We start from the raw sequence: 22,700 nt of genomic DNA, 5'->3' as shown, positions 1-22,700 counted from the left end.
TCGGAGAGACCCCATGCGCATCGGACTCTTCGCCACCTGTCTGGGAGACACGCTCTTCCCCGAGGCGGTGAAATCGACCGCGGTCCTGCTCGCCCGCCTGGGCCACGACGTGGTGTTCCCGCCCGGGCAGACCTGCTGCGGTCAGATGCACGTCAACACCGGCTATCAGCGCGAACCCGTGCCCCTGGTACGGAACTTCGCCGACCAGTTCGGCGACGCCTCGATCGACGCCGTCGTCATGCCCTCCGGTTCGTGCGCCGGCTCGGTCCGTCACCAGCACGAGATCGTCGCCGAACGGTACGGTGACGCGGCGCTGCGCGCGGGCGTCGCCACCGTCAAGGCCAAGACGTACGAGCTGTCGGAGTTCCTCGTGGACGTCCTGGACGTGGACGATGTCGGCGCTTACTTCCCGCACCGGGTGACGTACCACCCCACCTGTCACTCCCTGCGCATGTTGCGCGTCGGTGACAAGCCGCTGAAGCTGCTCCGGGCCGTCGACTCCATTGATCTCGTCGAGCTCCCCGAAGCCGACTCCTGCTGCGGATTCGGCGGCACCTTCGCCGTCAAGAACGCCGAGACGTCGAGCGCGATGCTCCAGGACAAGATGCGCAACATCGCCACCACCGGGGCCGATGTCTGCACCGCGGGCGACTCGTCCTGCCTGATGCACATCGGCGGCGGACTCTCCCGCATCAAGTCGGGTACCCGCACCCTGCACCTCGCGCAGGTCCTCTCCGCCACCCGCACCTCGCCGTACGTCCCCACGGAGGCCGTCCGATGAGCAGCACCTTCCTCGGCATGCCCGCGACGCCGCCCCGTTCCCCGTACGGAACGGGCCATCTGCGCGGCGACCGGAAGTTCCCCAAGGCCGCCCACGACGAACTGCGCAACGAACAACTGCGCCGCAACCTCGGCAGGGCCACCCGCACCATCCGCGCCAAACGCCTCGCCGTCACCGGTGAACTGCCCGACTGGGAGGCACTGCGCGAGGCGGGTTCGGCCATCAAGACCGACACCATGAACCGGCTCCCCGAACTCCTGGAGCAGCTGGAGCGGAACGTCACCGAGCGCGGCGGAACCGTCCACTGGGCGCGCGACGGTGTGGAGGCCAATGAGATCGTCGCCCGGCTGGTGAAGGCGACGGGCAGCAGCGACGTCATCAAGGTCAAGTCGATGGCCACCCAGGAGACCGGCCTCAACGAACACCTCGAATCGGTCGGCATCACGCCCTACGAGACGGATCTCGCCGAACTGATCGTCCAGCTCGCGCACGACAAGCCGTCGCACATCCTGGTGCCCGCGATCCACCGCAACCGCGACGAGATCCGGCAGATCTTTCTCAAGGAGATCCCGGGCGTCGACCCGGGCCTGGACAACGTACCCGCGCATCTCGCCGCCGCCGCCCGCGCCTATCTGCGCGAGAAGTTCATGACGACCAGGGTGGCGGTCTCCGGCGCCAACTTCGGCATCGCCGAGACCGGAACCCTCGCCGTCGTGGAGTCCGAGGGCAACGGCCGCATGTGTCTGACGATGCCCGACACCCTGATCACCGTCATGGGCATCGAGAAGGTGCTGCCGCGCCATCAGGATCTCGAAGTGTTCCTCCAGTTGCTGCCGCGCTCCTCCACCGGTGAGCGGATGAACCCGTACACCTCGTTGTGGACCGGTGTGACGCCGGGCGACGGACCGCAGGAGTTCCATCTGGTCCTGCTCGACAACGGACGTACCGCGGCGCTCGCCGACCGGATCGGACGCGAGGCCCTCAACTGCATCCGCTGTTCGGCCTGTCTCAACGTCTGCCCGGTGTACGAACGGGCCGGCGGTCACGCGTACGGATCGACCTATCCCGGACCGATCGGCGCGGTCCTCACCCCGCAGCTCGCCGGGATGCACGCGGCCAAGGACGACCCCAACAGCTCGCTGCCGTACGCCTCCAGCCTCTGCGGCGCCTGCTTCGACGCCTGCCCGGTCAAGATCGACATCCCGTCACTGCTGGTCGAACTGCGCCACCAGAACACCGAACAGTCCGGCACGACGGCGGAGAAGCTGGCCATGAAGGCCGCGGCCACCGTCATGAAGCACCCGAAGCTCTTCACGGCCGCGCAGAAGGGGGCGGGGATCGGCCGCGTCATCGGCGGGCGGGACGGAAAGATCTCGCATCTCCCGCCGCCGTTCAACGGCTGGAGCGACAGCCGGGACACCGAAGCGCCACCGAAGCAGACCTTCCGCTCCTGGCTGGCATCGGCGGAGGGTGCCGCGGCGATGCGGGCCGCCGCGGGCGAGTACGAGCAGAACCGGAAGAAGAAGGAAAAGGAGGAGGAGAAGTGACGACCGCTCGCGAAACGGTGCTGGGCAGGATCAAGGACGCACTCGCCCTCGCCCCCACCCCGGACACCGCCGTCCCCCGCGCCTACCGCACCGGCCGCACCCTCCCCGACGACGAACGCCTGGCCCTCTTCACCGACCGGCTCGTCGACTACAAGGCGACGGTGCACACCTGCACCGCCGACCGCACGGCCGAGGTCGTCGCCGATGTGCTGCGGGAGGGCGGGGCGCGGCGGATCGGTGTGCCGGCCGGACTCGACGCACAGTGGCTCGCCGCGTACGACGGCGAGGTCCAGCAGGACTCCGGCGACATCCCGGCGCCCCAACTCGGCGCGTTGGACGGGGTCGTCACCGCCTCGGCCGTGAGCTGCGCCGAGACGGGCACCATCTTCCTGGACGGCTCGCCCGACCAGGGACGGCGGGCGCTGTCCCTGGTCCCCGATCTGCATGTGTGCGTCGTCGATCTGTCGACGGTCGAGGCCGGAGTGCCGGAGGCGGTGGCACGGCTGGCGCCGCAGCGGCCGACGACGCTGATCAGCGGTCCCTCGGCCACGTCCGACATCGAGCTGGAGCGGGTGGAGGGCGTGCACGGACCGCGCACCCTGGCCGTGGTGATCCGGACGGACGGGTAGGCCCTGCCGGCAGGCGGGGTGCGCGGCGCGGCCGCACCGCGCACCCCGGCGCTCACCCGTGCGTGACCGCCACCGGCTCGAAGCCGATCCGTGTCGTCGCCCCGTCCTGCGCCCAGCGGACCTCCACGACGTCCCCGTCCACCGTCACCGCGCTCACCACTTCGTCCAGCGGTGCCGCGTCGGGCTCCGCGGTCAGCGAGGCCAGCGCCACCAGCACCACCGCGCCCTCCGCGGAGGCGGACAGCCGGGGCACCACCGCCCAGGGCGTGTACGCGGTGCCCTGCGGAGCCCGCACCTCGTCCCGGGACTCCCAGCCGTGCAGGCCGTGCAGCGCGGAGGTCAGGGCGTCGTCACGGCCGGTCGCCCAGCCCGTCTGCTCCACCCGGGCCCCGTCCGGCGCGCCGAGCACCCGGTGCACCCGCAGTTCGTACCGGCCGCGCACCACCGTGACGCTCTCCACCCGCATCCCCGGCACCATCGGCGAGCCCGACGCGAACACCGGGCGGTGCCAGGAGGCGGCCCAGCCCCAGCCGTCGCCCCCACCGGCGCCCAGCGCACGGATGACACGACGACCGCTGCGCGCCCCCGCGACGACCACGGCCAGATGGTTGTCCGCCGCGTTCGCCCTCGACGTGGGGCCGGTCACCGTGGAGTACGACTGGCGGCTGTACAGCGGATCGTCCTGCACACCCGACTCGCCCTCGTGCGGGCGCACATGGTCGCTGCCGTGGTTGTGCAGCCGTACGATCCCGTCCGCCCGGGTGGACTGGACGAGCAGTCCCGGCGCGGGCAGCGCGAGCACCCGGTCGGGGCCCTCGCTCGGCGCGGGCTCCTCGGTCGCGGTCCACAGCGGATGGCCCTCCGGCGCGAGCAGCGAGACGAACGCCTTGGACGCCCAGTACGGCGATGCGGGCGCCGAGTAGTTCTGCACCGACGCCTCGTGCGGGCCGTGCCAGCCCAGGTTCAGCAGACCGTCCGTACCGGTCGCGCCCCGCTCCAGGAAGTAGCGCAGCGATCCGCTGATCACCCGCCGCGAGGCGCCGGGCGTGAGCGGGGTGTACCCGCTGACGGCACCGAGCGCCACCGACGAGGCGGCCGCGAAACGGTAGGTCAGCGAACGGCCGAAGTGGATCGGCGCACCGTCCCCGCCGAACAGCAGCGAGAAGCCCTCCAGGTGTTCGCGCAGCCGGGCACCGTAGTGCGCGGACAGTTCCGCGTCGCCCGACAGTTGCGCGTCCAGCATCGGGTAGAGGTGCAGCGCCCAGCCGTTGTAGTGGTCGAAGGCGCGTCCGTCACCGTCCGAGTACCAGCCGTCCCCCCGGTACCAGCCCTCCAGCAGATCGAGGGCACGCTGCTTCGCCCGCGCCGTCTCCGCGTCGCCGCGGCCCACGGACTCCAGGAACCCGGCCACGGAGTAGGGGAACAGATACCAGTTGTTGGGGGAGGGGGTGTGCCGCAGCGCGTCGCGCAGCCACTCCTCGGCACGGTCCTGCACCCCGGACTCCAGCTGGTCCCAGAGCCACGGCCGGGTCAGGCGCAGGCCTATGGCGACCGAAGCGGACTCGACCATGGGCTGGCCGAAGACGGTGTGGTCGCGGATCAGCGGCCAGGACTCGGCGTCGTCGCGGCCGGGCGTACGGGTGCCGGCCGCGAGCCCGTCCGCGTACCGGTCGAGCCAGCCGTGCGGGTCCTTGCCGTCCGCGCCCGCCACCCGGAAGGCGGCGGCGAGAAAGGTGCGCGCGTAACCCTCCAGACCGTCGGATCGCACACCGGACGCGGACGGCCGGCCCGGCAGATCCAGCAGGGCGCCGCCCGGTGTGGCCCACTGCCGGGCGGCCCGGAGCATCCCGTCGGCGGCGGCCTCCCAGTGTGCGCGGGTGTAGCCGGTGTGCGGGCTCAACGCCCGGTCGTCCGCGGGGAGTTCGATGGGAGAGGACGAGTGGGGAGCGGTCATGCGAGGAAAGCCAGCCTTTCGCGTCGTACGGGATGGGCGAAACCGTCGCCCGCGGCCCAGCGGCCGGCCTCGCCGACTGCCAGATCGACCAGCCGTTGCCACTCGTTGCCCTGCGAGCCGGCGAGGTGCGGGGTGATCAGAGCGTTGTCGCACTCCCAGAGGGGGTGCGCGGCGGGCAGTGTGTCGGGATCGGTGACATCGAGGATCGCCCGGATCCGGTCCTGCCGGAGTACGTCGGTGAGCGCGCCCTGGTCGACGACGGCGCCCCGCGCGGTGTTGATCAGCACACTGTCCGGGCGCATCGAGGTGAGCAGCTCACGGCTGACGAGCCCACGGGTGGCCGGCAGCAGCGGGGTGTGGACGCTCACCACATCGCTCTGTGCGAACAGTTCCGCGAGGCCGACGGGCCGCACACCGAGCGCGGCGGCCTCCGTGTGGGAGACGTACGGATCGTGCAGCAGGACGGGCAGGTCGTGGGGCCGCAGCAGTTCGATGACGCGTCGGCCGATCAGCGAGGCGGACAGGATGCCCACGGTGCGGCCGTGGTTCCCGACCCGGGTGGGGGTGGCGAGCCAGTTGTCGCGGCGGCGTTGCGCGCGGTAGTCGCGGGCCCGCTCCAGGACTCGTTTGCCGGAGAGCAGGATCATCGCGACGGTGTACTCGGCCACCGGCAGGGCGTTGGCGGCGGCTGCCGACGACACCTCGATGCCGCGCTTCCAGCAGGCCTCGGTGATGTGTCCGCGGATGCTGCCCGCGGTGTGGACGACCGCGCGCAGGCGCGGGGCCGCCGCCAGGGCGGCCGCGTCCAGCGGTGGGCAGCCCCAGCCGGTGACCAGGATCTCGACGTCGGCCAGCACGGCGCGGGCCCGGTCGGTGCCGAAGTCGTCGAGGGCGGGCAGGGCGGCGAGATCGCACACCTCGCCGAGTGCGGCCAGGGACCGGGCATCGAGGAGCGCGGCCGCGGCAGCGGGCTTCATGGCGACGGCGGCGCGTGGCCGCGCGGTGGAAGTGTCAGGGGCTGTGCTGGGCATCTCTCTCCTGGACGGGGACGGGGACGGGGGCGGGGGCGGGGGCGTCGGCCCGGTCACTTCACGGCGCCCGCGGTGAGCCCCGACTTCCAGAAACGCTGGAGCAGCGCGAAAGCGAGGATCAACGGCAGGACCGCGAGCAGCGAACCCATGATCACGACGGGGTAGTACTCGGGCGAGACGGTCGCGGCACTGTTCCAGGTGTAGAGACCGAGGCTGACCGGATACAGGTGCTGGTCGGAGAGCATCACCATCGGCAGGAAGAAGTTGTTCCAGATCGCGGTGAGCTGGAAGAGGAAGACGGTGACCAGGCCCGGCCCCAGCATCCGCAGGGCGACCCGGAAGTAGGCGGCCAGCTCGCCGGCGCCGTCCATCCGCGCCGCCTCCAGCACCTCGTCCGGTACGTAACCCTGGCTGAAGATCCGGCCGAGGTAGACCCCGAACGGGTTGAAGAGCACGGGGATGAACACCGACCAGAAGGTGTTGACGAGGCCGGTGCGGGACGCCATCAGATACAGCGGAAGCGCGAGCACCGTCTGCGGCACCATCACCGCCGCCAGCACCAGACCGAACAGCTTCTCCTTGTGCGCGAAGCGGTACTTGTCGAAGGCGTACCCGCAGGCGATGCTCACCAGCGCGCCGAGCGCGGCGCCGAGAACCGCGTACAGCAGGCTGTTGCCGTACCAGCGCCCGTACAGTCCGCCGTCCATCGCGAACAGGTCCTTGAGGTTCTGCCCGAAGGAGAAGTGGTCCAGCGAGAGCACATCGCTGCCGAACAGGGCGTCGCGGTCCTTGGCGGCGGCGAGCACCAGCCACAGCACGGGCAGCAGCGTGTACAGCACCGAGATGCCGACGACCAGGTTGACGACCGAGCGGCCGAGGAGCCGGGGCCGCAACGCGGCGGCGGTGCGGGTGGAGTTGGCACTCATCGGGCGTCCTCCTCGGGAGTCCCCGCGCGGTGGGACCAGCGGGTGACGCCGTACGAGAGCGCGATCGTGCAGACGAGCAGGACGACCGAGCCGGCCGCGGCGAGGCCGTAGTTGTTACGGGTGAACGCCGCGTCGTAGATGTACATGCTGGGCGAGAACCGTGAGTTGATCAACGGTGTGGCCTGGCCCAACAGCATCGGTTCGGTGAACAGCTGGAGGGCGAAGATCAGGGTGAACATCGCGACCATCACGATCGACGAACGCACCAGTGGGGCCTTGACCTGGAGTGCGGTACGGACCGGACCCGCGCCGTCGACCACCGACGCTTCGATCACCTCGCGCGGCACGGCCTGCAGGGCGGCGTAGAAGACGACCATGTTGTAGCCGAGATTGCTCCACAGTGCGATGTTCACGATCGACGGCAGGACGGTGTGCAGACCGAGGAAGTCGACCGTGATGTCGGCCCTGCCCAGCAGTTCGATCACCGGGCTCAGCCCCGGGGTGTACAGATACAGCCAGATGACGGCCGCGATGATGCCGGGCACCGCGTGCGGCAGGAACAGTCCGAGCTGGGCCCAGGACCGCAGCCGTACCACCCCGGAGTCCAGCAGCAGCGCGAGCGCGAGGGCGCCGGCCACCATCAGCGGGATGTAGATCAGGCAGTACAGGACGACGGTGCCGAGCCCGCTGAGGAACGTCGGGTCGGTCAGCACGGCGGCGTAGCTGCGCAGTCCGACGAAGACCGTGCGCTCCGGGCCGAAGCCGAGCCCCGGCTGGTCGTCGCTGAAGAAGCTGAGCCACACGGCCGTCCCGACGGGGATCAGGAAGACCGTCACGAGAAGAATGAAGAAGGGCGTCATCAGGGCGCCGCACGCGCCGAGTTCACGGCGTCCGGCGTACCTGCGGGTACGGCGCGCCGGTCCGGCGGCCGGTCGCTCCGGCGGAGTCTCCGACGGGTGTGCGGACGGGCGCGAGGGGGTGGAAGCGGGTGTGGTGAGTTGGCTGGTCATGGGTGTCACCTGCCTCTCTGCTGCTGGGAAGGGGGACGAGGCTCGGTCAGGTGCTGTGCTCGGTGGTGGCGAGGCCCAGTGCCCTGAGGTCCGGCATGGTGCCCCGCTGGGTCGCGCGCACGGCGTCGATCAGTGAGCCCCGGCCGCCGCCCACCCGGGCGAAGCCGTCCTGCATCACCTTCTGGGAGGCGGACATCCGGGGTCCCCACGTCCAGCCGTCCCTGATCTTGTGCGCCTCCTGCTCGAAGAGCGCGTAGATGTCCTGCCCGTTGTAGTACCCGCGGTCGAAGGCGCTGCGGCCGACGGCGACGAGGCCGGGGGCGGCCGGGTACTGGCTGCTGGTGCCGCCGGCCAGCCGGGCGCGCAGCGCGTCGGGGTGCGACACCTGCCACTCGATGAACTCCATGGCGGCCTCCGGGTGCCTGCTGCCGGAGGTGACTGCGAAGGTGGACCCGCCATGGGTGCCGAGCACGGCGGCGGAGGGGCCCCACTGGGGCAGCGGCGCGATGGCCCACTTTCCCTTCTGCGCGGGCCGGGCGTTCATCTGTGCCCCGGCGTCCCAGGCACCGCTGAGCCGGGTGAGGACCTGACCGTTGCTGACCTGGGCGTCGTACTGCCGGCTGTCGACCGCGTTCACGACGACCAGGTCCTGGTCGATCAGCCGCTGCCAGTACGAGGCGACGCGGCGGCTCGGCGCATCGGCGAACGACACGTTCCAGGCGCCCGCCCGGGTGTCGAACCACTGGGCACCGGCCTGCCAGGCGAACGAGGCGAACTGCGGGGCGCCGTCCGTGGCGAAGGCCGTCAGACGGCGGCCGGGGGCCTTGCGGCGCACGGTCCGGGCCACGTCCTCGAACTCGGCCCAGGTGCGCGGGACCGGGAGGCCGTACTCGGCGAAGAGGTCGGTGCGGTAGTGCATCACCATCGGCTCCACGTCCAGCGGCACGCTGAAGACGCGCTTGTCGAAGGTGGTCAGGCCCAGCGCCTGCGGCAGCAGTGCGGCGCGCAGGCCGTCACCGACCAGGTCGGTGATGTCGCGGGCGACCCCGTCGATGGCGAAGCCCGGGATCTGGGGGTACTCGATCGTCGCGACGTCCGGGGCGTTGCCCGCCCGGGCGGCGTTGCTGAGCTTGGCGTATCCGCCCATCGAGCCCGCGGGGATCTGCTGGAAGTCGACCTGGACGGTGTCGTGGGTGCGGTTGAACGCGTCCACGACGTCCTGGCTGCCGCGCAGCGCGGACCAGAAGGTGATGCGGGTGGCGCGCTGCCCGCTCCCGTCGGCCGTGCCGCCGGTGCTGCTCGTACGGCCCGGCCCCGACGGCCCGTCGCTGCCGCCGCAGGCGCCGAGCGCGCCCGTCAGAGGCAGGGCGGCGATCGTGGCCAGCACGGATCGACGGCTCTGTCGACCGGGCATGTGTGCCTCCCGCGGCTTCTGAATCGGCTCACGGGGAATCCTGATCGGCTGATCGGTACTGGTCAATAGATCGCTCAGAGGAAAATTAAAGCGGTCAAACGCTCACTCGGTGGAAAGGGGCGGTCCTTGAGCCGATCCGCGTACCTCCAGCGTGGGCAGCAGCTCCGTGCGGCGCACCGGGCCGGTCGCGCCCGCTCCACCGGACAGCCGGAGGAGCAGCAGCTCGGCGGCGGCCCGTCCGATCTCCGCCTTCGGCGGCGCCACCGCCGTCAGCGGCGTACTGCCGAGGGCCGCGACCACATCGTCGTACGCCACCACCGAGCAGTCCCGCGGCACCTCGACACCGCTCTCCGCCAGCCGCTGCACCAGCATCAGCGCATCCACGTCGCCGTGCAGCACGGCCCCCGTGGCGCCGCGCTCCCGCAGCAGTGCGGCCAGGTCGAGAGGGGCACGGCCGTCGGCCGCCGGAGCGGACCCACGGGGCTCCGCCGGGGCGGCGGAGTCCGGGCCGGGCGCGGCCTGCGGAGAGCTCAGCACCACCGACCAGTCCTCCACCTCCGGGCGGGCCGCCGCGATCTCGGAGAACGCCGCACGGATGCTGCGCGCCGTCGGACTGTCGTCACGGGCGGCCAGCACGATACGGCGATGCCCCAGCGACACCAGATGCTCCACGGCGAGATGCGTCCCGTACCAGTGATCGGAGCAGACGGAGTCCAGGGCGTGCAGTGCGCTGCCCGGCCGGGGCCGCCGCTCCATCAGCACGGTCGGCACCCCCACGTTCGCGAGCCAGCCGTAGTCCAGTTCCTCCGAGCGGGCGCTGCGCCAGCGCGGCGCGATCAGCAGCCCGCGCGCCCCGTCCGCCAGCGCCCGCTCCACCAGCGGGCGTTCGGCACCGGCCGACGGGGGCGCGATGTGCAGGGCGATCCGTATCCCGGACTCCTCCAGGACGGACCGGGCACCGTGCAGGGTCTCGTACAGGTACGTATGCCGCTCCGGTACGACCAGGGCGACCGCCCCGGCGTCCCCGGCCGGCTCCTCGCCCCGGGCCGCCGGGACCGCGGCGGTCGGCACCGGCTCCCGCACGGGACGGGCCACCCCGTGCCCACGGCGCAGCCGCCCGTCCCGGGCCAGCTCCTCGACGTCCCGCCGGATCGTGACCACCGACACGTCCAGCTCGGCCGCGAGCGCGCTGACCTTGACGGCACCGCGCGATTCCACCACCGACAGGATTCGCTGACGCCTGAGTTCAACCGGCTCCCGCATGCTGCTGGCCCCCTCGCCGTACCGCCGCGCACTGTTCGTTTGAACGCTTCCGGTGAGCGTTCGGCTCGCAGCATAGCGACCGGCCCTCGGTTGTCCACGGCCGCGGATCGCCCCGTACGTCACACCGGCCCCAGCGGGCACTCTTGCGGCTCCCGCGCAACGGCACCTAACGTCAACGGACTTGAGACCGACCGCGGAGGGGAGGGGCACATGGAGATCAAGAAGGTAGTGGTCCGCGAGGAAGAAGCGAAGAACCGCGAACGGCAGACGATCGAGAAACGTCCGACGCGCTGAACCGGTGTGTTCCGGTCCAGCCGGCACCTGACGCGATCGGCCCCACGGGGCAGGAGCGCCGCGGCCGGACAGTGACGAAAACGGCGGACGCCGGGTGCGACCCGGCGTCCGTCCCCGTGCCGTGGGAGGCGCAGTGCGAATACATCTGGTGACCATGCCGTGGCAGCCGATCGAACTTCCCTCGCTCCAGGTGGGACTGCTGCACGCGCTCCTGGACCGTACCCGGCCGGACGACGAGGTGCGCGAGTTCCACGGCTCCCTGCGCTGGGCGGAATTCCTGTTGGAACGCTCGCAGGGGGCGCTGCGCCCCGGCGATCATGTCGCGGTCGGCAGCGAATCGATCTTCGACGGCCTCGGGGACTGGGTGTTCTCCGGCGTCCTGTACAACGATCCCGAATGGGGCGTGGCGCAGCTCAAGGAGTACGCAGCACAGCGCGGGACCGACATCGCCACCGCCGCCGCGATGCGGGTCCACGCGGCGGAGTTCATCGACGGGAGCGCGAGCGCGATACTCGACGACGCACCCGATGTCGTGGGGTTCACCTCCACGTTCATGCAGAACATCTCCTCGTTGGCGCTCGCGGCGGAGCTCAAACGACGCCGCCCCGGACTGACCGTGGTGTTCGGCGGCAGCAACTGCGACGGCCCGATGGGTCATGCCCTGCACCGCAATCATCGCTTCGTCGACCATGTGGTGCGCGGCGAGGGGGAGTACGCCCTGCCCGCCCTGCTCGCCCACATCGACGCGGGCACCGCACCGGCCGATGTCCCCGGACTCTGCTGGTGGGACGGGCAGGAGTCGCGTGCCAACGAGGAGTCCCGGCGCACCGTCGCGCCCGGCGACATCCCATCACCCGACTACGACCTCTGGCAGGAGGTCATCGACGCCTCCCCGCTCGCGGAGTACGTCCATCCGAAACTGGTGGTGGAGGGGGCCCGCGGCTGCTGGTGGGGCGAGAAGCACCACTGCACCTTCTGCGGGCTCAACGGATCGGCGATGACCTTCCGTGCCAAGGCCGGAGGCCGGCTCTGGGACGAGGTCGAGCGCCTGGTCCGGCGCCACCGCATCCTGGACATCGTCACCGTCGACAACATCATCGACATGGCGTACTTCAAGGACTTCCTCCCGCTCGCCGCCGACAGCGACTGGGATCTGCGCATGCACTACGAGGTCAAGTCCAATCTCACCGCGGAGCAGCTGGAACTGCTCGCCCGGGCCGGATCGGTTCACATTCAGCCCGGCATCGAGAGCCTCGACAACAAGGCCCTGGAGCTGATGGACAAGGGGGTCAGCGGGGCCCGCAACATCCGTACCCTCCGCGAGTGCGAGAACCACTCGCTCACCTGCTCCTGGAACTATCTGTACGGCTTCCCGGGAGAGACCGCCGAGGACTACGCCTCCGTCATCGACCAGATGCCGGCGCTCGTCCACCTCCAGCCGCCCGGCGGCGCCCACCGCATCCAACTGGAGCGGTTCAGCCCCAACTTCGCCAACCCCGCGCTGGGCTTCCACCAGCGGCGGCCCGCCGAGATGTACCGCCATGTCTACGATCTGCCCGAGGAGCAACTGGCCGATCTGGTCTACCTCTTCGACACCCCGCCCGCCGGTATCGGCGGTGATACCGAGGCGCGCCTGAAGGCCGCGGCCCGTGACTGGTACACCGGCCATCCCGCCTCGACCCTGGTCCTGGAACAGAACGATGACACGGACGGCGAGGAGGCGCTCCTCGTCCACGACCGGCGGCACGGCTGGCCGCGCCGCACCCATCGGCTGACCGGTTGGCGGGCCGCCGCCCTCCGCCACCTGGAAGCGGGCCGCACCCGGTCGGCGCTGCACCGGCTGCTCACGGCCGACGGAAGCCCGCCGTCCACCGAGGAACTCGGCGTATGGCTCGGCGAAGCGGTCGCGCTGGGGCTTCTCTTCGACGACGGGCGGTCGTACGTGTCGCTGCCCACCTGGCACGTGCCGGTCCGGTCGGTCGAGCGCGCCCAGGGACCGGACGGGACGACCGGCGGGCCGACGGGCGCACCGGGCAGCGGAGAGAAGGTCGCCGGATGAGCCCCCTGCCCGCACCCCCGACCCGTACCGCCCCCGCCCTGCCCACCGGGCGGGTGCCGCACCGGATCCGAGGGCGGCTGGTGACGGTGGACCAACCCCTGCGGCTGGGCGCGGGCGGCCGACCGGCGGCGGAAGCGGTCCGGTTCCTGCGCGAGTGCCAGAGCCACGATCTCGTCGTGCGCTGGCTCCCGGCGACCGACGACCCCCTGTTCACCGGGCCCGCGCACGAGGTGTCCGCGACGGCCGTCCTGCTGCGCCATCTGCCGGCCCCCGGCCCGCTGCCCGGCGAACCGCCCGAGATCACCACCTGGCGGGACCGCCATGCCTACGGACAGCTCTACCACCGGCGCGGACCGGACTTCGTCACCGTAATGGACCGCAGGGAGCCCTCGGCCGCGGCCCGCTTCACGATCGACGACCCCGATCTGCTCGCCACGTTCCGCACCGTCCAGGACGCCACCGCCGTGACCGCGCTGAGCGCCATCGGCCGGGAAGCGGTGGAGTTGCTGGCCGCGGAACGCCTCGCATGGGTGACCGATGGCTGGGCGGTGGCCCTGCCACCACGCATCCGCCGCTGGCCCGTCCCCTGCACCGACATCTGAACGGGATGGAGCAACTGCCCGACCCGCCTGCCTCATCCGCCCGTACCCGTTGTGCCCGGACCGGCCCTCGCGGGCGATCCGGCCCTGCCCTGCTGCGCCATCGGCCCTTCGCGCTGCTGTGCGGGGAACAGATCGCCAGCTCCGTCGGGCGTCAGGTCACCACCCTGGCTCTCGCGCTGCTCGCCGTGACCCGGCTGGAGGCGGGACCGTTCGGCGCCTCCGCGCTGATGGCGCTGAGCTATCTCCCGGGTGCGCTGCTCAGTCCGTTCGCCGGTGTGCTGGTCGACCGGGCACGCCTGCGCGCGCTGACCGTGCTCCTCACCGTTCTCCAGGTGCTGGTCGTCGGCTCCGTACCCCTGGCGGCCGCGCTGGGACGGCTCGGGCTGCCCCAGCTGTACGTGGTCGCCACCGTGTCCGGCGCGCTGACCTCCATGCTCGCCGTCGCCCTCCAGGCGGCCCTGCCCCGGGTCGTGCACCCCGAACAGCTGCTGCCCGCCAACTCGGCGCTGACCGGCGCCCGAACCACCGGGCAGATCGGCGGCCCCGCGCTCGGCGGCGTGCTGGTGGGCCTGACCGGGGCCTCGACGGCACTGCTGGCCGCCTGCGTGGCCTACGGCATCGAGGCAATGCTGCTGCTCGCGCTCCCCGCCACGCTCAACACCCCCGCCGAGCAAGCGGATCTCCGGTCGGAGTCCCGGACGGCGGCGCTGCGCGCCGGACTCGAAGTCGTACGTGGCGAACGGCTGCTGCGCCGACAGGTGCTCGCGGGGGCCGGATTCAATCTCGGCAGCGGAGCAGCCGACGCGCTCTTCGTGCTCTACGCAACCCGTGATCTCGGGCTGCCGTCATGGCAGTTGGGGACGGTCTACGCCGCGTTCAGCGTCGCCACCGTACTCGGAGTGCTGCTGGCGGGCCGGTTCGCCGCCACCATCGGGCTGGCCAGGGCGACCCGGATCTGCGCCGTGGTGGCCGCCCTCGCGATCTTCCTGATCCCGGGCGCCTCCCTCGGCCCCGGCTTCCCGGCGCTGCTCGCGTACCAGTTCCTCTTCGGTCTCGCGGCCACGGTCTGGGCCATCTCCATGACGACCACCCAGCAGCTGGTCACACCGCCCGAGCTCCAGGGCCGGGTCGCCGGGGTCCTGCAGGCCGCGCTCATCGGCACGGTGCCGATCGGCGCGCTCGGCGGCGGTGCGCTCGCCGCCTGGCTGGGCAATGTGCCGGTGCTCACCGGCGGAGCGACCGTGGCGCTCGTGGCCGCCGCCTGTCTCTGGTGGCGGTAGACGGGGCCACGGGGTCCGCCACGCATTCGGCCCTCCCGGATCGCCGCCTGCTGGCACGGCGGCAACGGGAGGGCCGGGAGAAGGGGCGGCTCAGACGATGCCTTCCTCGATCTCGGCCTGCTCGCGGGCGTTCCCGTACGCCGACGGCGTGCTGTACGAACGCCGGGCGACGAACCACCAGATGGTGGCCAGGACCAGCACCGCGATCAGCGCGATCGACGCGTAGTTCATCGAGTCGACCGTCACCGGGGAGGACTGCGGGAGCAGGAACAGAACGGTCACGATGGCGACCCATACCACGGCGATCCAGCCGATCGGCTTGCTCCAGCGGCCCAGGTGCCAGGGCCCGCGTTCGAACCGGCTGCCGGAGCGCAGCTTCAGGAAGATCGGGATCGCGTAGGCGGGCGTGATGCCGATGACGTTGATCGCGGTCACCGCACCGTACGCGGTGGCGGAGTACAGCGAAGGCAGCGCGAGCACTCCGGCGACGACGACCGACAGCCACACCGCGTTCACGGGCGTCTGGGTGCGCGCGCTCACCTTGTGCCACAGCGCCGAGCCCGGCAGGGCGTTGTCACGGCTGAACGCGAACACCATCCGGCTCGCGGCGGCGACCTCGGCGTTGCCGCAGAACAGCTGGGCCGCGATCACGATCAGCAGCATGGCGGTGGCCCCGGAGGTGCCCAGTGAGTCGATCAGGATCTGCGCCGGTGGCACGCCGGTGGCACTGTTCTGGGTGCCCGCGTAGTCCTGGATGGCGAAGGTCAGCCCGGCGAGCAGCACGAAACCGGCGATCCAGGAGACCCAGATCGCGCGGACGATGCCCTTGGCGGCCGTCACGGATGCGTTCGACGTCTCCTCCGACAGGTGGGCCGAGGCGTCGTAGCCGCAGAAGGTGTACTGCGCGAGGAGCAGGCCGATCGCCGCCACGTACAGCGGGTTGTGCCAGCCCGTGTCATTGACGAACTCGGTGAAGACGAACGACGGCGACTGGTGGTGCGAGGGCACGACCGCGAGCACGGTGACGATCACCGCGACACCGGCGAGATGCCACCACACACTGATGGAGTTGAGTACGCTGACGAGGCGGACACCGAAGAGGTTCAGCACGGCGTGCAGCAGCAGAATGCAGACGAAGATGATCATCGTCTTGCCCGGTGTGGGCGTGAATCCCCACTGCAGGTTCATCAGCGCACCGGTGAACAGCGCCGCACCGTAGTCGATGCCCGCGATCGCGCCCAGCAGACCCAGCAGATTCAGCCAGCCGGTGTACCAGCCCCACTTGCGGCCGCCGAGCCGGTCGGCCATGTAGTACAGCGCTCCCGAGGTCGGGTAGGCGCTGGTGACCTCGGCGAGCGCCATGCCGACGCAGAGCACGAAGAGACCGACGCCGGCCCAGCCCCAGAGCATCACCGCCGGACCGCCGGTCGACATGCCGAAGCCGTACAGGGTCATGCAGCCGGACAGGATCGAGATGACGGAGAAGCTGATGGCGAAGTTGCCGAAGCCTCCCATGCGGCGGGCGAGCACCGGCTGGTAGCCGAGTTCGCGCAGCCGCTCCTCCTCGTCCTTCGGCGGTGTTGCGCCCGCACCCGACTGGGTCGGGGTGGATATGGACATCGGGAAAACCTCCATGAGCGGAATGGAAAGGGACGGACAGGATCGGTTCGGGACGGGGAGGAGGCACGGCATCGCGGCGCCTTCGCTCAGCGGTGCGGCCCCCGTCCGGGGGCGCGGGACACCGCGAGGCAGCGGCTGCGGGCACGCAGGAAGACATCCTCCGCGTCTCCCGGGCCCTTGCGGCCACGTGTGCGGTACACCCAGGGAACCGAGGTGAAATAGGGGCCGAGTTCCTGGAACACCGCTGCGGCCTCGGTGAATTGGAGGGCTCCCCACAGGGCGTGGGCCAGATGGTTGAGGTCGAGCAGGGAGTGGGAGATCGGTGTCGTGCGACGGAACCAGAGCTCCAGCGCACGGGCCGCGTCCCGTTCCGCGTCCTCGGTGACCCAGTGCAGGTCCAGGGCCTTCTCGTGGCCCTGCTCGCGGCGGTAGCGCTCGACCCGCACATACAGGGGCAGTACGTGCAGAGCGGAGCCGTCGGGTGCCGAAGAGGCCGCCCACTGGACGAAGTTGACCGCCTCCGAGAGGGAGCCGCCGGCCTTTCGCGCGTATACGAACTGGAGCATCCGGTGATAGGCCTCGCGGTTGCACGGATCGCGCTTGTCGGCCTCGGCCAGCAGCCCCCACGGGCCGGGGAAGAGCATCGGCCCCGGTGGATGCAGCCGGTGCTCCTCCAGCTGCTGCCGTTCGTCCAGCTGGGACAGGGCCAGCAGGCACACCCATGGCACCGGGTCCGCGGGCGAGGCGTTCGCGGCCGTCCGGCAGGCCTGCCAGGCCTCCTGCCACAATTCCTGAGCCCGGTGATGGCCCTCGCGGTGGGCGCGTACGGCCCGTTCGACGACGACCCGCGCCTGCATCACCGCGGCGGCGACACTCCGGGGGTCCTCGGCCAGCCAGGCCTGCACCGCGTCCGAACCGGCGGCCACCGCGCCGAGCACCTGGGTGCGCTGGGTCCACAGGGTCCAGTCCGGCGTGCTCTCCAGCAGACTCCGCATGGACATCCAGCGTCCGGTGCGCAGATCCTGTAATGCGACCCGCAGATCGTTGTCATGGCCGGCCGGGTGGTAGACCGGCCGGAAATCACTGTTGGCCATGGACTCGCCCTGCCCCCGTACGACAGGCCGGCGCGCGACGGTCGGGTGATTTCCTCAGCACGTCACGCAACCCGGCGGTGGCATGGATCCCGTGCAGATGCGGAAGGCAGGGGAACCGGTGAATCGGGGCTCGGGGCAGGGTGTCGGTCTCATCAATCCTCAAGGACGTGGGGGGTGAAGCAGCTGTTGAAAAACGAACTGCTCGAAAGCCTCCGGTTGTTGCTCGGCGGTGAGTGTAAGGCCAGTCACTCCGAACTCCGGGCCGATTCGCGGATCTTACTCAAGTCTGTTGATTCCCCAGGACGTTGAAAAATGTACCGGTTGTTCCGCTCGCGTCCCGGACGGCCCTTGACGTACGCGGTGGTCTGCACCACTCTGGGCGGCGAGTTCAGTGATCACGGTTCCGTTCAAGCCGCAGAGCTTCCGCACAGCTGGAGAGTCGATGACAGGCCCGGTACTCGCCGTGGACCAGGGCACGTCGGGGACGAAGGCTCTGGTGATCTGCCCCGAGCGTGGTGTGATCGGTTCCGCTTCGGTTCCGGTGCGACCCCGGCACGGCGCCGGGGGAGTGGTCGAGGCGGATCCGGCCGAACTGCTCGGCTCGGTCGTCGAAGCGGGCCGCCGGGCGTTGCAGGAAGCTGCTGAACCGGTTGCCGCGGTCGGTCTGGCCAACCAGGGTGAGACGGTGCTTGCCTGGGACCCGGACACCGGGCGGCCGCTCACCGAGGCGATCGTCTGGCAGGACCGGCGTGCCGCCTCGATCTGTACCGAACTCGCTTCGCACGGCGAGGAGTTGACACGCCTCACCGGGCTGCCCCTCGATCCGTACTTCGCCGCGCCGAAGATGGCCTGGATCCGCCGGGAGCTGACCCGCGAAGGCGTCGTCACCACCAGCGACTCCTGGCTCGTCCACCAGCTGACCGGGGCGTTCGTCACGGACGCGGCGACGGCGGGACGCACCCAGCTGCTCGACCTCGACCGGGTCGGCTGGTCTCCCGAGGCCCTGGACGTCTTCGGCCTCGGCGACGAACGGCTGCCCGAGGTCGTCGACTGCGACAGCACGGTCGGCACGACGACCGCCTTCGGCGGTGAACTCCCGCTGACCGGGCTGCTCGTCGACCAGCAGGCCGCACTGCTCGCCCAGAACGCCCTGGACCCCGGCAACGCCAAATGCACCTACGGAACGGGTGCCTTCCTGCTCGCCCAGACCGGGTCCGTCCCGCGCCGCGGCTCCAGCGGACTGGTGAGCTGCGTCGCCTGGCGGCTCGGCGGCCGTACGAGCTACTGCCTCGACGGGCAGGTCTACACCGCCGCGTCCGCCGTCGACTGGCTCACCGGTCTCGGAGTGATCTCCGGCGCGGCCGACCTCGACCCGGTCGGCACGGCCGTCCCCGACCCCGGCGGCGTCACCTTCGTACCGGCGCTCGCCGGACTCGCCGCCCCCTGGTGGCGCGGTGATCTGCGCGGATCGGTGACCGGCCTCGGCCTCGGTACCACCGCGGGCCATCTGGTGCGCGCGCTCTGCGAAGGCATCGCCGCGCAGGTCGTCGAGCTCACCGAGGCGGTCGCGACCGACCTCGGCTCGCCACTGACCTCGCTCCGTGTCGACGGCGGCCTGACTCGCTCCGCACTGCTCATGCAGACCCAGGCCGACCTGCTGCAACGGCCCGTCGAGGTGTCCGCCCTGCCTGATGTCACCGCACTCGGCGTCGGAGCGGTCGCCCGGCTCGGCCTCGACCCGCGGCTCCCGCTCCGGCAGGCCGTACCCGACTGGAAGCCCGCCGCCGTGTACGAACCCAGGATCGGCGCCGACGAGGCGGTCGAACGGCTCGCCCGGTTCCGGACCGCCGTGCAGAGTCTGCTGGACCATGCCTGAGACGTACGGGAGCCACGCGATGAGCCCCACGGTCACAGCGGCCGGAGAACTGACCGCCGACGAACTGCCCGGGACCGGGCCGGCCGGCGGGCCCGGCATCCCGCTCTACGACGTGACCGTCGTCGGCGCGGGCGTCGTCGGCGCCGCCATCGCCCGCGAACTGGCCCGCTACCGGCTGCGCACCGCACTTCTCGACGCCTCCGACGACATCGGCAACGGCACGTCGAAGGCCAACACCGCCATCCTGCACACCGGTTTCGACGCCGTACCCGGCTCCCTGGAAGCCCGGCTCGTACGCGAAGGGCAGCACAGACTCCGCGCGTACGCGGCCGAGGCCGGCATCCCCGTAGAACGCGTCGGAGCCCTGCTCGTCGCCTGGGACGAAGAACAACTGGCCGCACTTCCCGCCCTGTTGGCCAAGGCGGAGCGCAACGACTACCACGCGGCACGCCTCCTGGACGCCGGCGAACTGCGCGCCCGCGAACCCCAGCTGGGACCCGGCGCCCTCGGCGCACTCGAAATCCCCGACGAGAGCATCATCTGCCCCTGGACGACCCCGCTCGCCTACGCCACCCAGGCGGTGCGCGCCGGAGTCCATCTGCACCTCAACTGCCGGGTGCGGCACGTCGACAGCGGCGACGAGGTCCACACCCTCACGACCACCCGGGGACCGCTGCGCACCCGCCATCTGATCAACGCCGCCGGACTGTACGCCGACGAACTCGACCGGGAACTCGGCCACGACGACTTCACCGTCACCCCGCGACGCGGCCAGCTCATCGTCTTCGACAAGCTCGCCCGCGATCTCGTCGGCCACATCCTGCTGCCGGTGCCCACCGCAGCCGGGAAGGGCGTCCTGGTCGCACCGACCGTCTTCGGCAATGTGCTGCTCGGCCCCACCGCCGAGGACCTCGACGACAAGACCGCCACCGGATCGACCGCCGACGCGATCGCCCTGCTGCGCGAGAAGGGCCGCCGCATCCTGCCCGGACTGCTCGACGAGGAAGTCACCGCCGTCTACGCCGGACTGCGTGCCGCGACCGGCCAGGAGGACTACCGCATCCGGTCCCGGCCGGACCGTCGGTACATCACCGTCGGCGGCATCCGCTCCACCGGACTCACCGCCTCCATGGCCATCGCCGCGCATGTCACGGAACTGCTCGGCGACTCGGGCCTCGATCTCGGCACGCCGTCCGAACTGCCGCCCGTCACCATGCCCAACCTCGGCGAGGCCTTCCCGCGCCCGTACCAGGACGCCGAACGCGTCGCGGCGGACCCGGCGTACGGCACGTTGGTCTGCCACTGCGAACGGGTCTCCGCGGGCGAGATCAGGGACGCCCTGGCCGGCCCGGTGCCACCGCACTCCCCGGACGGCCTGCGGCGCAGAACGAGAGCGGGCAACGGCCGCTGCCAGGGGTTCTACTGCGGGGCCGCGGTCCGCGCACTCTTCGAGGAGGCCCGGTCATGACCCGGCGCGAGCGGACCGTCGACGTGCTGATCGTCGGGGGCGGCCCGGCCGGCCTCGGCGCCGGGGCCGAACTCGCCGCGTCCGGCGCGGGCCGGGTCGAGATCCTGGAACGCGAACAGACCGCGGGCGGCATCCCCCGCCACTGCCACCACGGCGGATTCGGCGGCCGCGCCTTCGGCAGGGGAGGGGCGACCGGACCGGCGTACGCCCGGAGCTGCGTGGCCGCCGCCGTACGCGCCGGAGCCACCGTGCGTACCGGTGTCACCGTCACCGGCTGGGCCGGACCGCTGACCGTGGACACCACCGCGCCCACCGGCCTCGAACGGATCACCGCCCGCGCGGTCGTCCTCGCCACCGGCGCCCGCGAACGCCCCCGCAGCGCCCGCCTCGTCCCGGGCAGCCGCCCACCCGGCGTCTACACCACCGGCGAACTCCAGCAGGCCGTCCACCTGCACCGGCAGCGGATCGGCAGCCGCGCGGTCGTCATCGGTGACGAACCCGTCAGCCGTGCCGCGGCCGACACCCTGCGCGTCGCGGGCCTGGACGTCGTCGCCATGGTCACCGACCAGCCGCCTTCCCGGCTCGCCTCGCTGACCCGGACCGGCGACCGCACCCCGGTCCTCGCCCACACCACCGTCACCGCCCTGACCGGCCGGAAACGGCTCACCGGGGTCTCGGTGCGCCACCACGACGGCCGGACCGCGACCCTGCGCTGCGACACCGTCGTCTTCACCGGCGACTGGATCCCCGACCACGAACTGGCCCGGCTCGGCGGGATCACCCTCGACCCCGGCACCCGCGGCCCCGGGTACGACGCCGCCCACCGCACGACCGGGCCCGGCATCTTCGCCGTCGGCAATCTGCTGCACGGCGTGGAGAGCGCGGGCGTTGCCCTCGCCGAGGGACGGGCCGTCGCCGCGCCCGTACTGCGTCATCTGACAACGGCCGACTGGCCCACCGGACGGCCGTCCATCGCGGTCGACTCCCCACTGCGGTGGATCGCGCCGAACCTCATCGGCCCCGGCGGCGACCTCCCGCTCCGGGGCCGCTTCACCCTGCGCACCGACCGGAGACTCTCCTCGCCGCTGCTCGTCGTCCGACAGGACGGCCGGGAGCTCCACCGGCAGCGGCTGCTGCTGCCCGCCGTGCCGGGCCGACCGTTCCATCTGCGCGGCGACTGGCTCGACCTGGCCGATCCGCGCGGCGGGACCGTACGGATCTCGGTGCGCTGACCGTACGTCAGGGAATCAGCAGCCAGTCCGATCCGATCGCCGCGACCAGACCGAACGCCAGCAGCCAACTGCCGAGCCGGGTACGGCCGTTCCGGCTGAGCTCGATCACAATCCCGCACAGGATCAGCGCGAGCCCGTACACCCCGACCACCAGGACGGACGACCGGCTGGCGATCCGCAGCGCGAGGACCACCGCCATCGCGGCCATGCCGACCGCGGAGAGGACCATCCGCAGCCGTCTCGCCTGGCGCGGTGTCAGCTTCCGGTCCCCGGTCTCGTCGGCCGCCCCGGGATCCGTCTCCGCGACGGCCCCGGGCTCGACCTCCGGTTCGGCCTCGGGGACGGGTATCGGGGCGTCCGTGGCCTGGTCCTGGTCAGAAGTGCTCATGACGCGCGATCGTAATGGCTGCGGGCCGCCCTGTTCACCGCTCGGGGCGATGGGCGGCGAATATGACGCGGGTCCGGTGCGTGCCCGGCCACATCCCGCCCCTCGGCGGTACGGACCGGCCCCGGCCACGCCCTCCCGGTCAGGGCCACCCGGCCGGGGGCCGCAGGCGCGGCGCCTCCGCGGCCGCGTCGACGGGCTCACCACCCGCCGCATCCACCCGCCCGGCCAGCTC

18 protein-coding genes are annotated in these 22,700 nt (G+C 71.5%); 9 read left to right on the top strand and 9 right to left on the bottom strand.

Annotated features, from left to right (window positions below; translation table 11 throughout):
* Positions 1 to 13: 13 nt before the first annotated feature.
* The 3 genes from ABZY11_RS27325 to ABZY11_RS27315 are packed head-to-tail and all read left to right on the top strand — an operon-like array spanning position 14 to position 2,957.
* Positions 14 to 781, top strand: a complete 768-nt coding sequence (locus ABZY11_RS27325; protein ID WP_356481679.1) for a (Fe-S)-binding protein — start codon at positions 14 to 16, stop codon at positions 779 to 781.
* Positions 778 to 2,328 (top strand): lactate utilization protein B, encoded by a 1,551-nt coding sequence (locus ABZY11_RS27320; RefSeq protein WP_356481678.1) that lies wholly within the window; start codon positions 778 to 780, stop codon positions 2,326 to 2,328. Before ABZY11_RS27325 ends, ABZY11_RS27320 begins: the two co-directional genes overlap by 4 nt.
* The gene (locus ABZY11_RS27315) at positions 2,325 to 2,957 is read left to right on the top strand and encodes an LUD domain-containing protein (RefSeq protein ID WP_356481677.1); all 633 of its coding nucleotides are present in this window, start codon (positions 2,325 to 2,327) and stop codon (positions 2,955 to 2,957) included. The genes ABZY11_RS27320 and ABZY11_RS27315 overlap by 4 nt, the downstream gene beginning before the upstream one ends.
* A gap of 52 nt (positions 2,958 to 3,009) precedes the next feature.
* Here ABZY11_RS27315 and ABZY11_RS27310 read toward each other — a convergent pair whose 3' ends face one another.
* The 6 genes from ABZY11_RS27310 to ABZY11_RS27285 all read right to left on the bottom strand — a co-directional run bounded on the left by ABZY11_RS27310 (position 3,010) and on the right by ABZY11_RS27285 (position 10,555).
* The gene (locus tag ABZY11_RS27310; protein ID WP_356481676.1) at positions 3,010 to 4,911 is read right to left on the bottom strand and encodes a DUF2264 domain-containing protein; all 1,902 of its coding nucleotides are present in this window, start codon (positions 4,909 to 4,911) and stop codon (positions 3,010 to 3,012) included.
* Positions 4,908 to 5,942, bottom strand: a complete 1,035-nt coding sequence (locus ABZY11_RS27305; protein WP_356481675.1) for a hydroxyacid dehydrogenase — start codon at positions 5,940 to 5,942, stop codon at positions 4,908 to 4,910. The genes ABZY11_RS27310 and ABZY11_RS27305 overlap by 4 nt, the downstream gene beginning before the upstream one ends.
* Before the next feature lie 53 nt (positions 5,943 to 5,995).
* Positions 5,996 to 6,868, bottom strand: coding sequence for a carbohydrate ABC transporter permease (locus ABZY11_RS27300; RefSeq protein ID WP_356481674.1), 873 nt, complete (start codon positions 6,866 to 6,868; stop codon positions 5,996 to 5,998).
* A complete protein-coding gene (locus ABZY11_RS27295) occupies positions 6,865 to 7,878 on the bottom strand; it encodes a sugar ABC transporter permease (protein WP_356481673.1) in 1,014 nt (337 codons plus the stop codon). Before ABZY11_RS27295 ends, ABZY11_RS27300 begins: the two co-directional genes overlap by 4 nt.
* Before the next feature lie 46 nt (positions 7,879 to 7,924).
* On the bottom strand, positions 7,925 to 9,292 hold the full coding sequence (locus ABZY11_RS27290; protein WP_356481672.1) for a sugar ABC transporter substrate-binding protein: 1,368 nt from the start codon (positions 9,290 to 9,292) through the stop codon (positions 7,925 to 7,927).
* A 102-nt stretch (positions 9,293 to 9,394) separates the two neighbouring features.
* Entirely contained in the window at positions 9,395 to 10,555 is a 1,161-nt protein-coding gene (locus ABZY11_RS27285; RefSeq protein ID WP_356481671.1) for a substrate-binding domain-containing protein, read from the bottom strand.
* Positions 10,556 to 10,982: 427 nt separating this feature from the next.
* On the opposite strand from ABZY11_RS27285, the gene ABZY11_RS27280 reads away from it, so the two are divergent.
* From ABZY11_RS27280 to ABZY11_RS27270, 3 genes are read left to right on the top strand one after another with little or no spacing between them, the layout of a single operon-like run.
* Positions 10,983 to 12,908 (top strand): RiPP maturation radical SAM C-methyltransferase, encoded by a 1,926-nt coding sequence (locus ABZY11_RS27280; protein ID WP_356481670.1) that lies wholly within the window; start codon positions 10,983 to 10,985, stop codon positions 12,906 to 12,908.
* Positions 12,905 to 13,510 carry a DUF5825 family protein gene (locus ABZY11_RS27275; protein ID WP_356481669.1) on the top strand — a complete coding sequence of 202 codons (606 nt, stop codon included), beginning with the start codon at positions 12,905 to 12,907 and terminating at the stop codon, positions 13,508 to 13,510. Before ABZY11_RS27280 ends, ABZY11_RS27275 begins: the two co-directional genes overlap by 4 nt.
* A complete protein-coding gene (locus tag ABZY11_RS27270; RefSeq protein ID WP_356481668.1) occupies positions 13,435 to 14,790 on the top strand; it encodes an MFS transporter in 1,356 nt (451 codons plus the stop codon). Before ABZY11_RS27275 ends, ABZY11_RS27270 begins: the two co-directional genes overlap by 76 nt.
* Positions 14,791 to 14,880: 90 nt before the next feature.
* Here the strand turns inward: ABZY11_RS27270 and ABZY11_RS27265 are convergent, their stop codons facing one another.
* Together ABZY11_RS27265 and ABZY11_RS27260 are read right to left on the bottom strand one after the other, a co-directional pair.
* Positions 14,881 to 16,410 carry an amino acid permease gene (locus ABZY11_RS27265; protein WP_356481667.1) on the bottom strand — a complete coding sequence of 510 codons (1,530 nt, stop codon included), beginning with the start codon at positions 16,408 to 16,410 and terminating at the stop codon, positions 14,881 to 14,883.
* An 86-nt stretch (positions 16,411 to 16,496) separates the two neighbouring features.
* Positions 16,497 to 17,504, bottom strand: coding sequence for a hypothetical protein (locus tag ABZY11_RS27260; RefSeq protein WP_356481666.1), 1,008 nt, complete (start codon positions 17,502 to 17,504; stop codon positions 16,497 to 16,499).
* A 442-nt stretch (positions 17,505 to 17,946) separates the two neighbouring features.
* Between ABZY11_RS27260 and ABZY11_RS27255 the strand changes: the two genes are divergently transcribed.
* The 3 genes from ABZY11_RS27255 to ABZY11_RS27245 are packed head-to-tail and all read left to right on the top strand — an operon-like array spanning position 17,947 to position 22,080.
* Positions 17,947 to 19,380, top strand: a complete 1,434-nt coding sequence (locus tag ABZY11_RS27255; protein ID WP_356481665.1) for an FGGY family carbohydrate kinase — start codon at positions 17,947 to 17,949, stop codon at positions 19,378 to 19,380.
* 19 nt (positions 19,381 to 19,399) lie between these two features.
* The gene (locus ABZY11_RS27250) at positions 19,400 to 20,848 is read left to right on the top strand and encodes an NAD(P)/FAD-dependent oxidoreductase (RefSeq protein ID WP_356481664.1); all 1,449 of its coding nucleotides are present in this window, start codon (positions 19,400 to 19,402) and stop codon (positions 20,846 to 20,848) included.
* Positions 20,845 to 22,080 carry an FAD-dependent oxidoreductase gene (locus ABZY11_RS27245; protein WP_356481663.1) on the top strand — a complete coding sequence of 412 codons (1,236 nt, stop codon included), beginning with the start codon at positions 20,845 to 20,847 and terminating at the stop codon, positions 22,078 to 22,080. Before ABZY11_RS27250 ends, ABZY11_RS27245 begins: the two co-directional genes overlap by 4 nt.
* 7 nt (positions 22,081 to 22,087) lie before the next feature.
* Here ABZY11_RS27245 and ABZY11_RS27240 read toward each other — a convergent pair whose 3' ends face one another.
* The gene (locus tag ABZY11_RS27240) at positions 22,088 to 22,468 is read right to left on the bottom strand and encodes a hypothetical protein (protein WP_356481662.1); all 381 of its coding nucleotides are present in this window, start codon (positions 22,466 to 22,468) and stop codon (positions 22,088 to 22,090) included.
* Between the last annotated feature and the right edge of the window lie 232 nt (positions 22,469 to 22,700).

The sequence above is a fragment of the Streptomyces sp. NPDC006510 genome, from assembly GCF_040611955.1.
In the GTDB taxonomy this organism is placed as follows: Bacteria; Actinomycetota; Actinomycetes; order Streptomycetales; family Streptomycetaceae; genus Streptomyces.
Note: the sequence above shows the minus strand (reverse complement) of the source record. Positions and strands in the feature narration are given on the sequence as shown.

Excerpts from the sequence above, each read along its gene's own strand:
- ABZY11_RS27325 (WP_356481679.1), top strand. The coding sequence starts at position 14 with ATGCGCATCGGACTCTTCGCCACCTGTCTGGGAGACACGCTCTTCCCC.
- ABZY11_RS27320 (WP_356481678.1), top strand. The coding sequence starts at position 778 with ATGAGCAGCACCTTCCTCGGCATGCCCGCGACGCCGCCCCGTTCCCCG.
- ABZY11_RS27310 (WP_356481676.1), bottom strand. The coding sequence starts at position 4,911 with ATGACCGCTCCCCACTCGTCCTCTCCCATCGAACTCCCCGCGGACGAC.
- ABZY11_RS27305 (WP_356481675.1), bottom strand. The coding sequence starts at position 5,942 with ATGCCCAGCACAGCCCCTGACACTTCCACCGCGCGGCCACGCGCCGCC.
- ABZY11_RS27300 (WP_356481674.1), bottom strand. The coding sequence starts at position 6,868 with ATGAGTGCCAACTCCACCCGCACCGCCGCCGCGTTGCGGCCCCGGCTC.
- ABZY11_RS27295 (WP_356481673.1), bottom strand. The coding sequence starts at position 7,878 with ATGACCAGCCAACTCACCACACCCGCTTCCACCCCCTCGCGCCCGTCC.
- ABZY11_RS27290 (WP_356481672.1), bottom strand. The coding sequence starts at position 9,292 with ATGCCCGGTCGACAGAGCCGTCGATCCGTGCTGGCCACGATCGCCGCC.
- ABZY11_RS27285 (WP_356481671.1), bottom strand. The coding sequence starts at position 10,555 with ATGCGGGAGCCGGTTGAACTCAGGCGTCAGCGAATCCTGTCGGTGGTG.
- ABZY11_RS27275 (WP_356481669.1), top strand. The coding sequence starts at position 12,905 with ATGAGCCCCCTGCCCGCACCCCCGACCCGTACCGCCCCCGCCCTGCCC.
- ABZY11_RS27270 (WP_356481668.1), top strand. The coding sequence starts at position 13,435 with ATGGGTGACCGATGGCTGGGCGGTGGCCCTGCCACCACGCATCCGCCG.
- ABZY11_RS27265 (WP_356481667.1), bottom strand. The coding sequence starts at position 16,410 with ATGTCCATATCCACCCCGACCCAGTCGGGTGCGGGCGCAACACCGCCG.
- ABZY11_RS27260 (WP_356481666.1), bottom strand. The coding sequence starts at position 17,504 with ATGGCCAACAGTGATTTCCGGCCGGTCTACCACCCGGCCGGCCATGAC.
- ABZY11_RS27255 (WP_356481665.1), top strand. The coding sequence starts at position 17,947 with ATGACAGGCCCGGTACTCGCCGTGGACCAGGGCACGTCGGGGACGAAG.
- ABZY11_RS27250 (WP_356481664.1), top strand. The coding sequence starts at position 19,400 with ATGAGCCCCACGGTCACAGCGGCCGGAGAACTGACCGCCGACGAACTG.
- ABZY11_RS27245 (WP_356481663.1), top strand. The coding sequence starts at position 20,845 with ATGACCCGGCGCGAGCGGACCGTCGACGTGCTGATCGTCGGGGGCGGC.
- ABZY11_RS27240 (WP_356481662.1), bottom strand. The coding sequence starts at position 22,468 with ATGAGCACTTCTGACCAGGACCAGGCCACGGACGCCCCGATACCCGTC.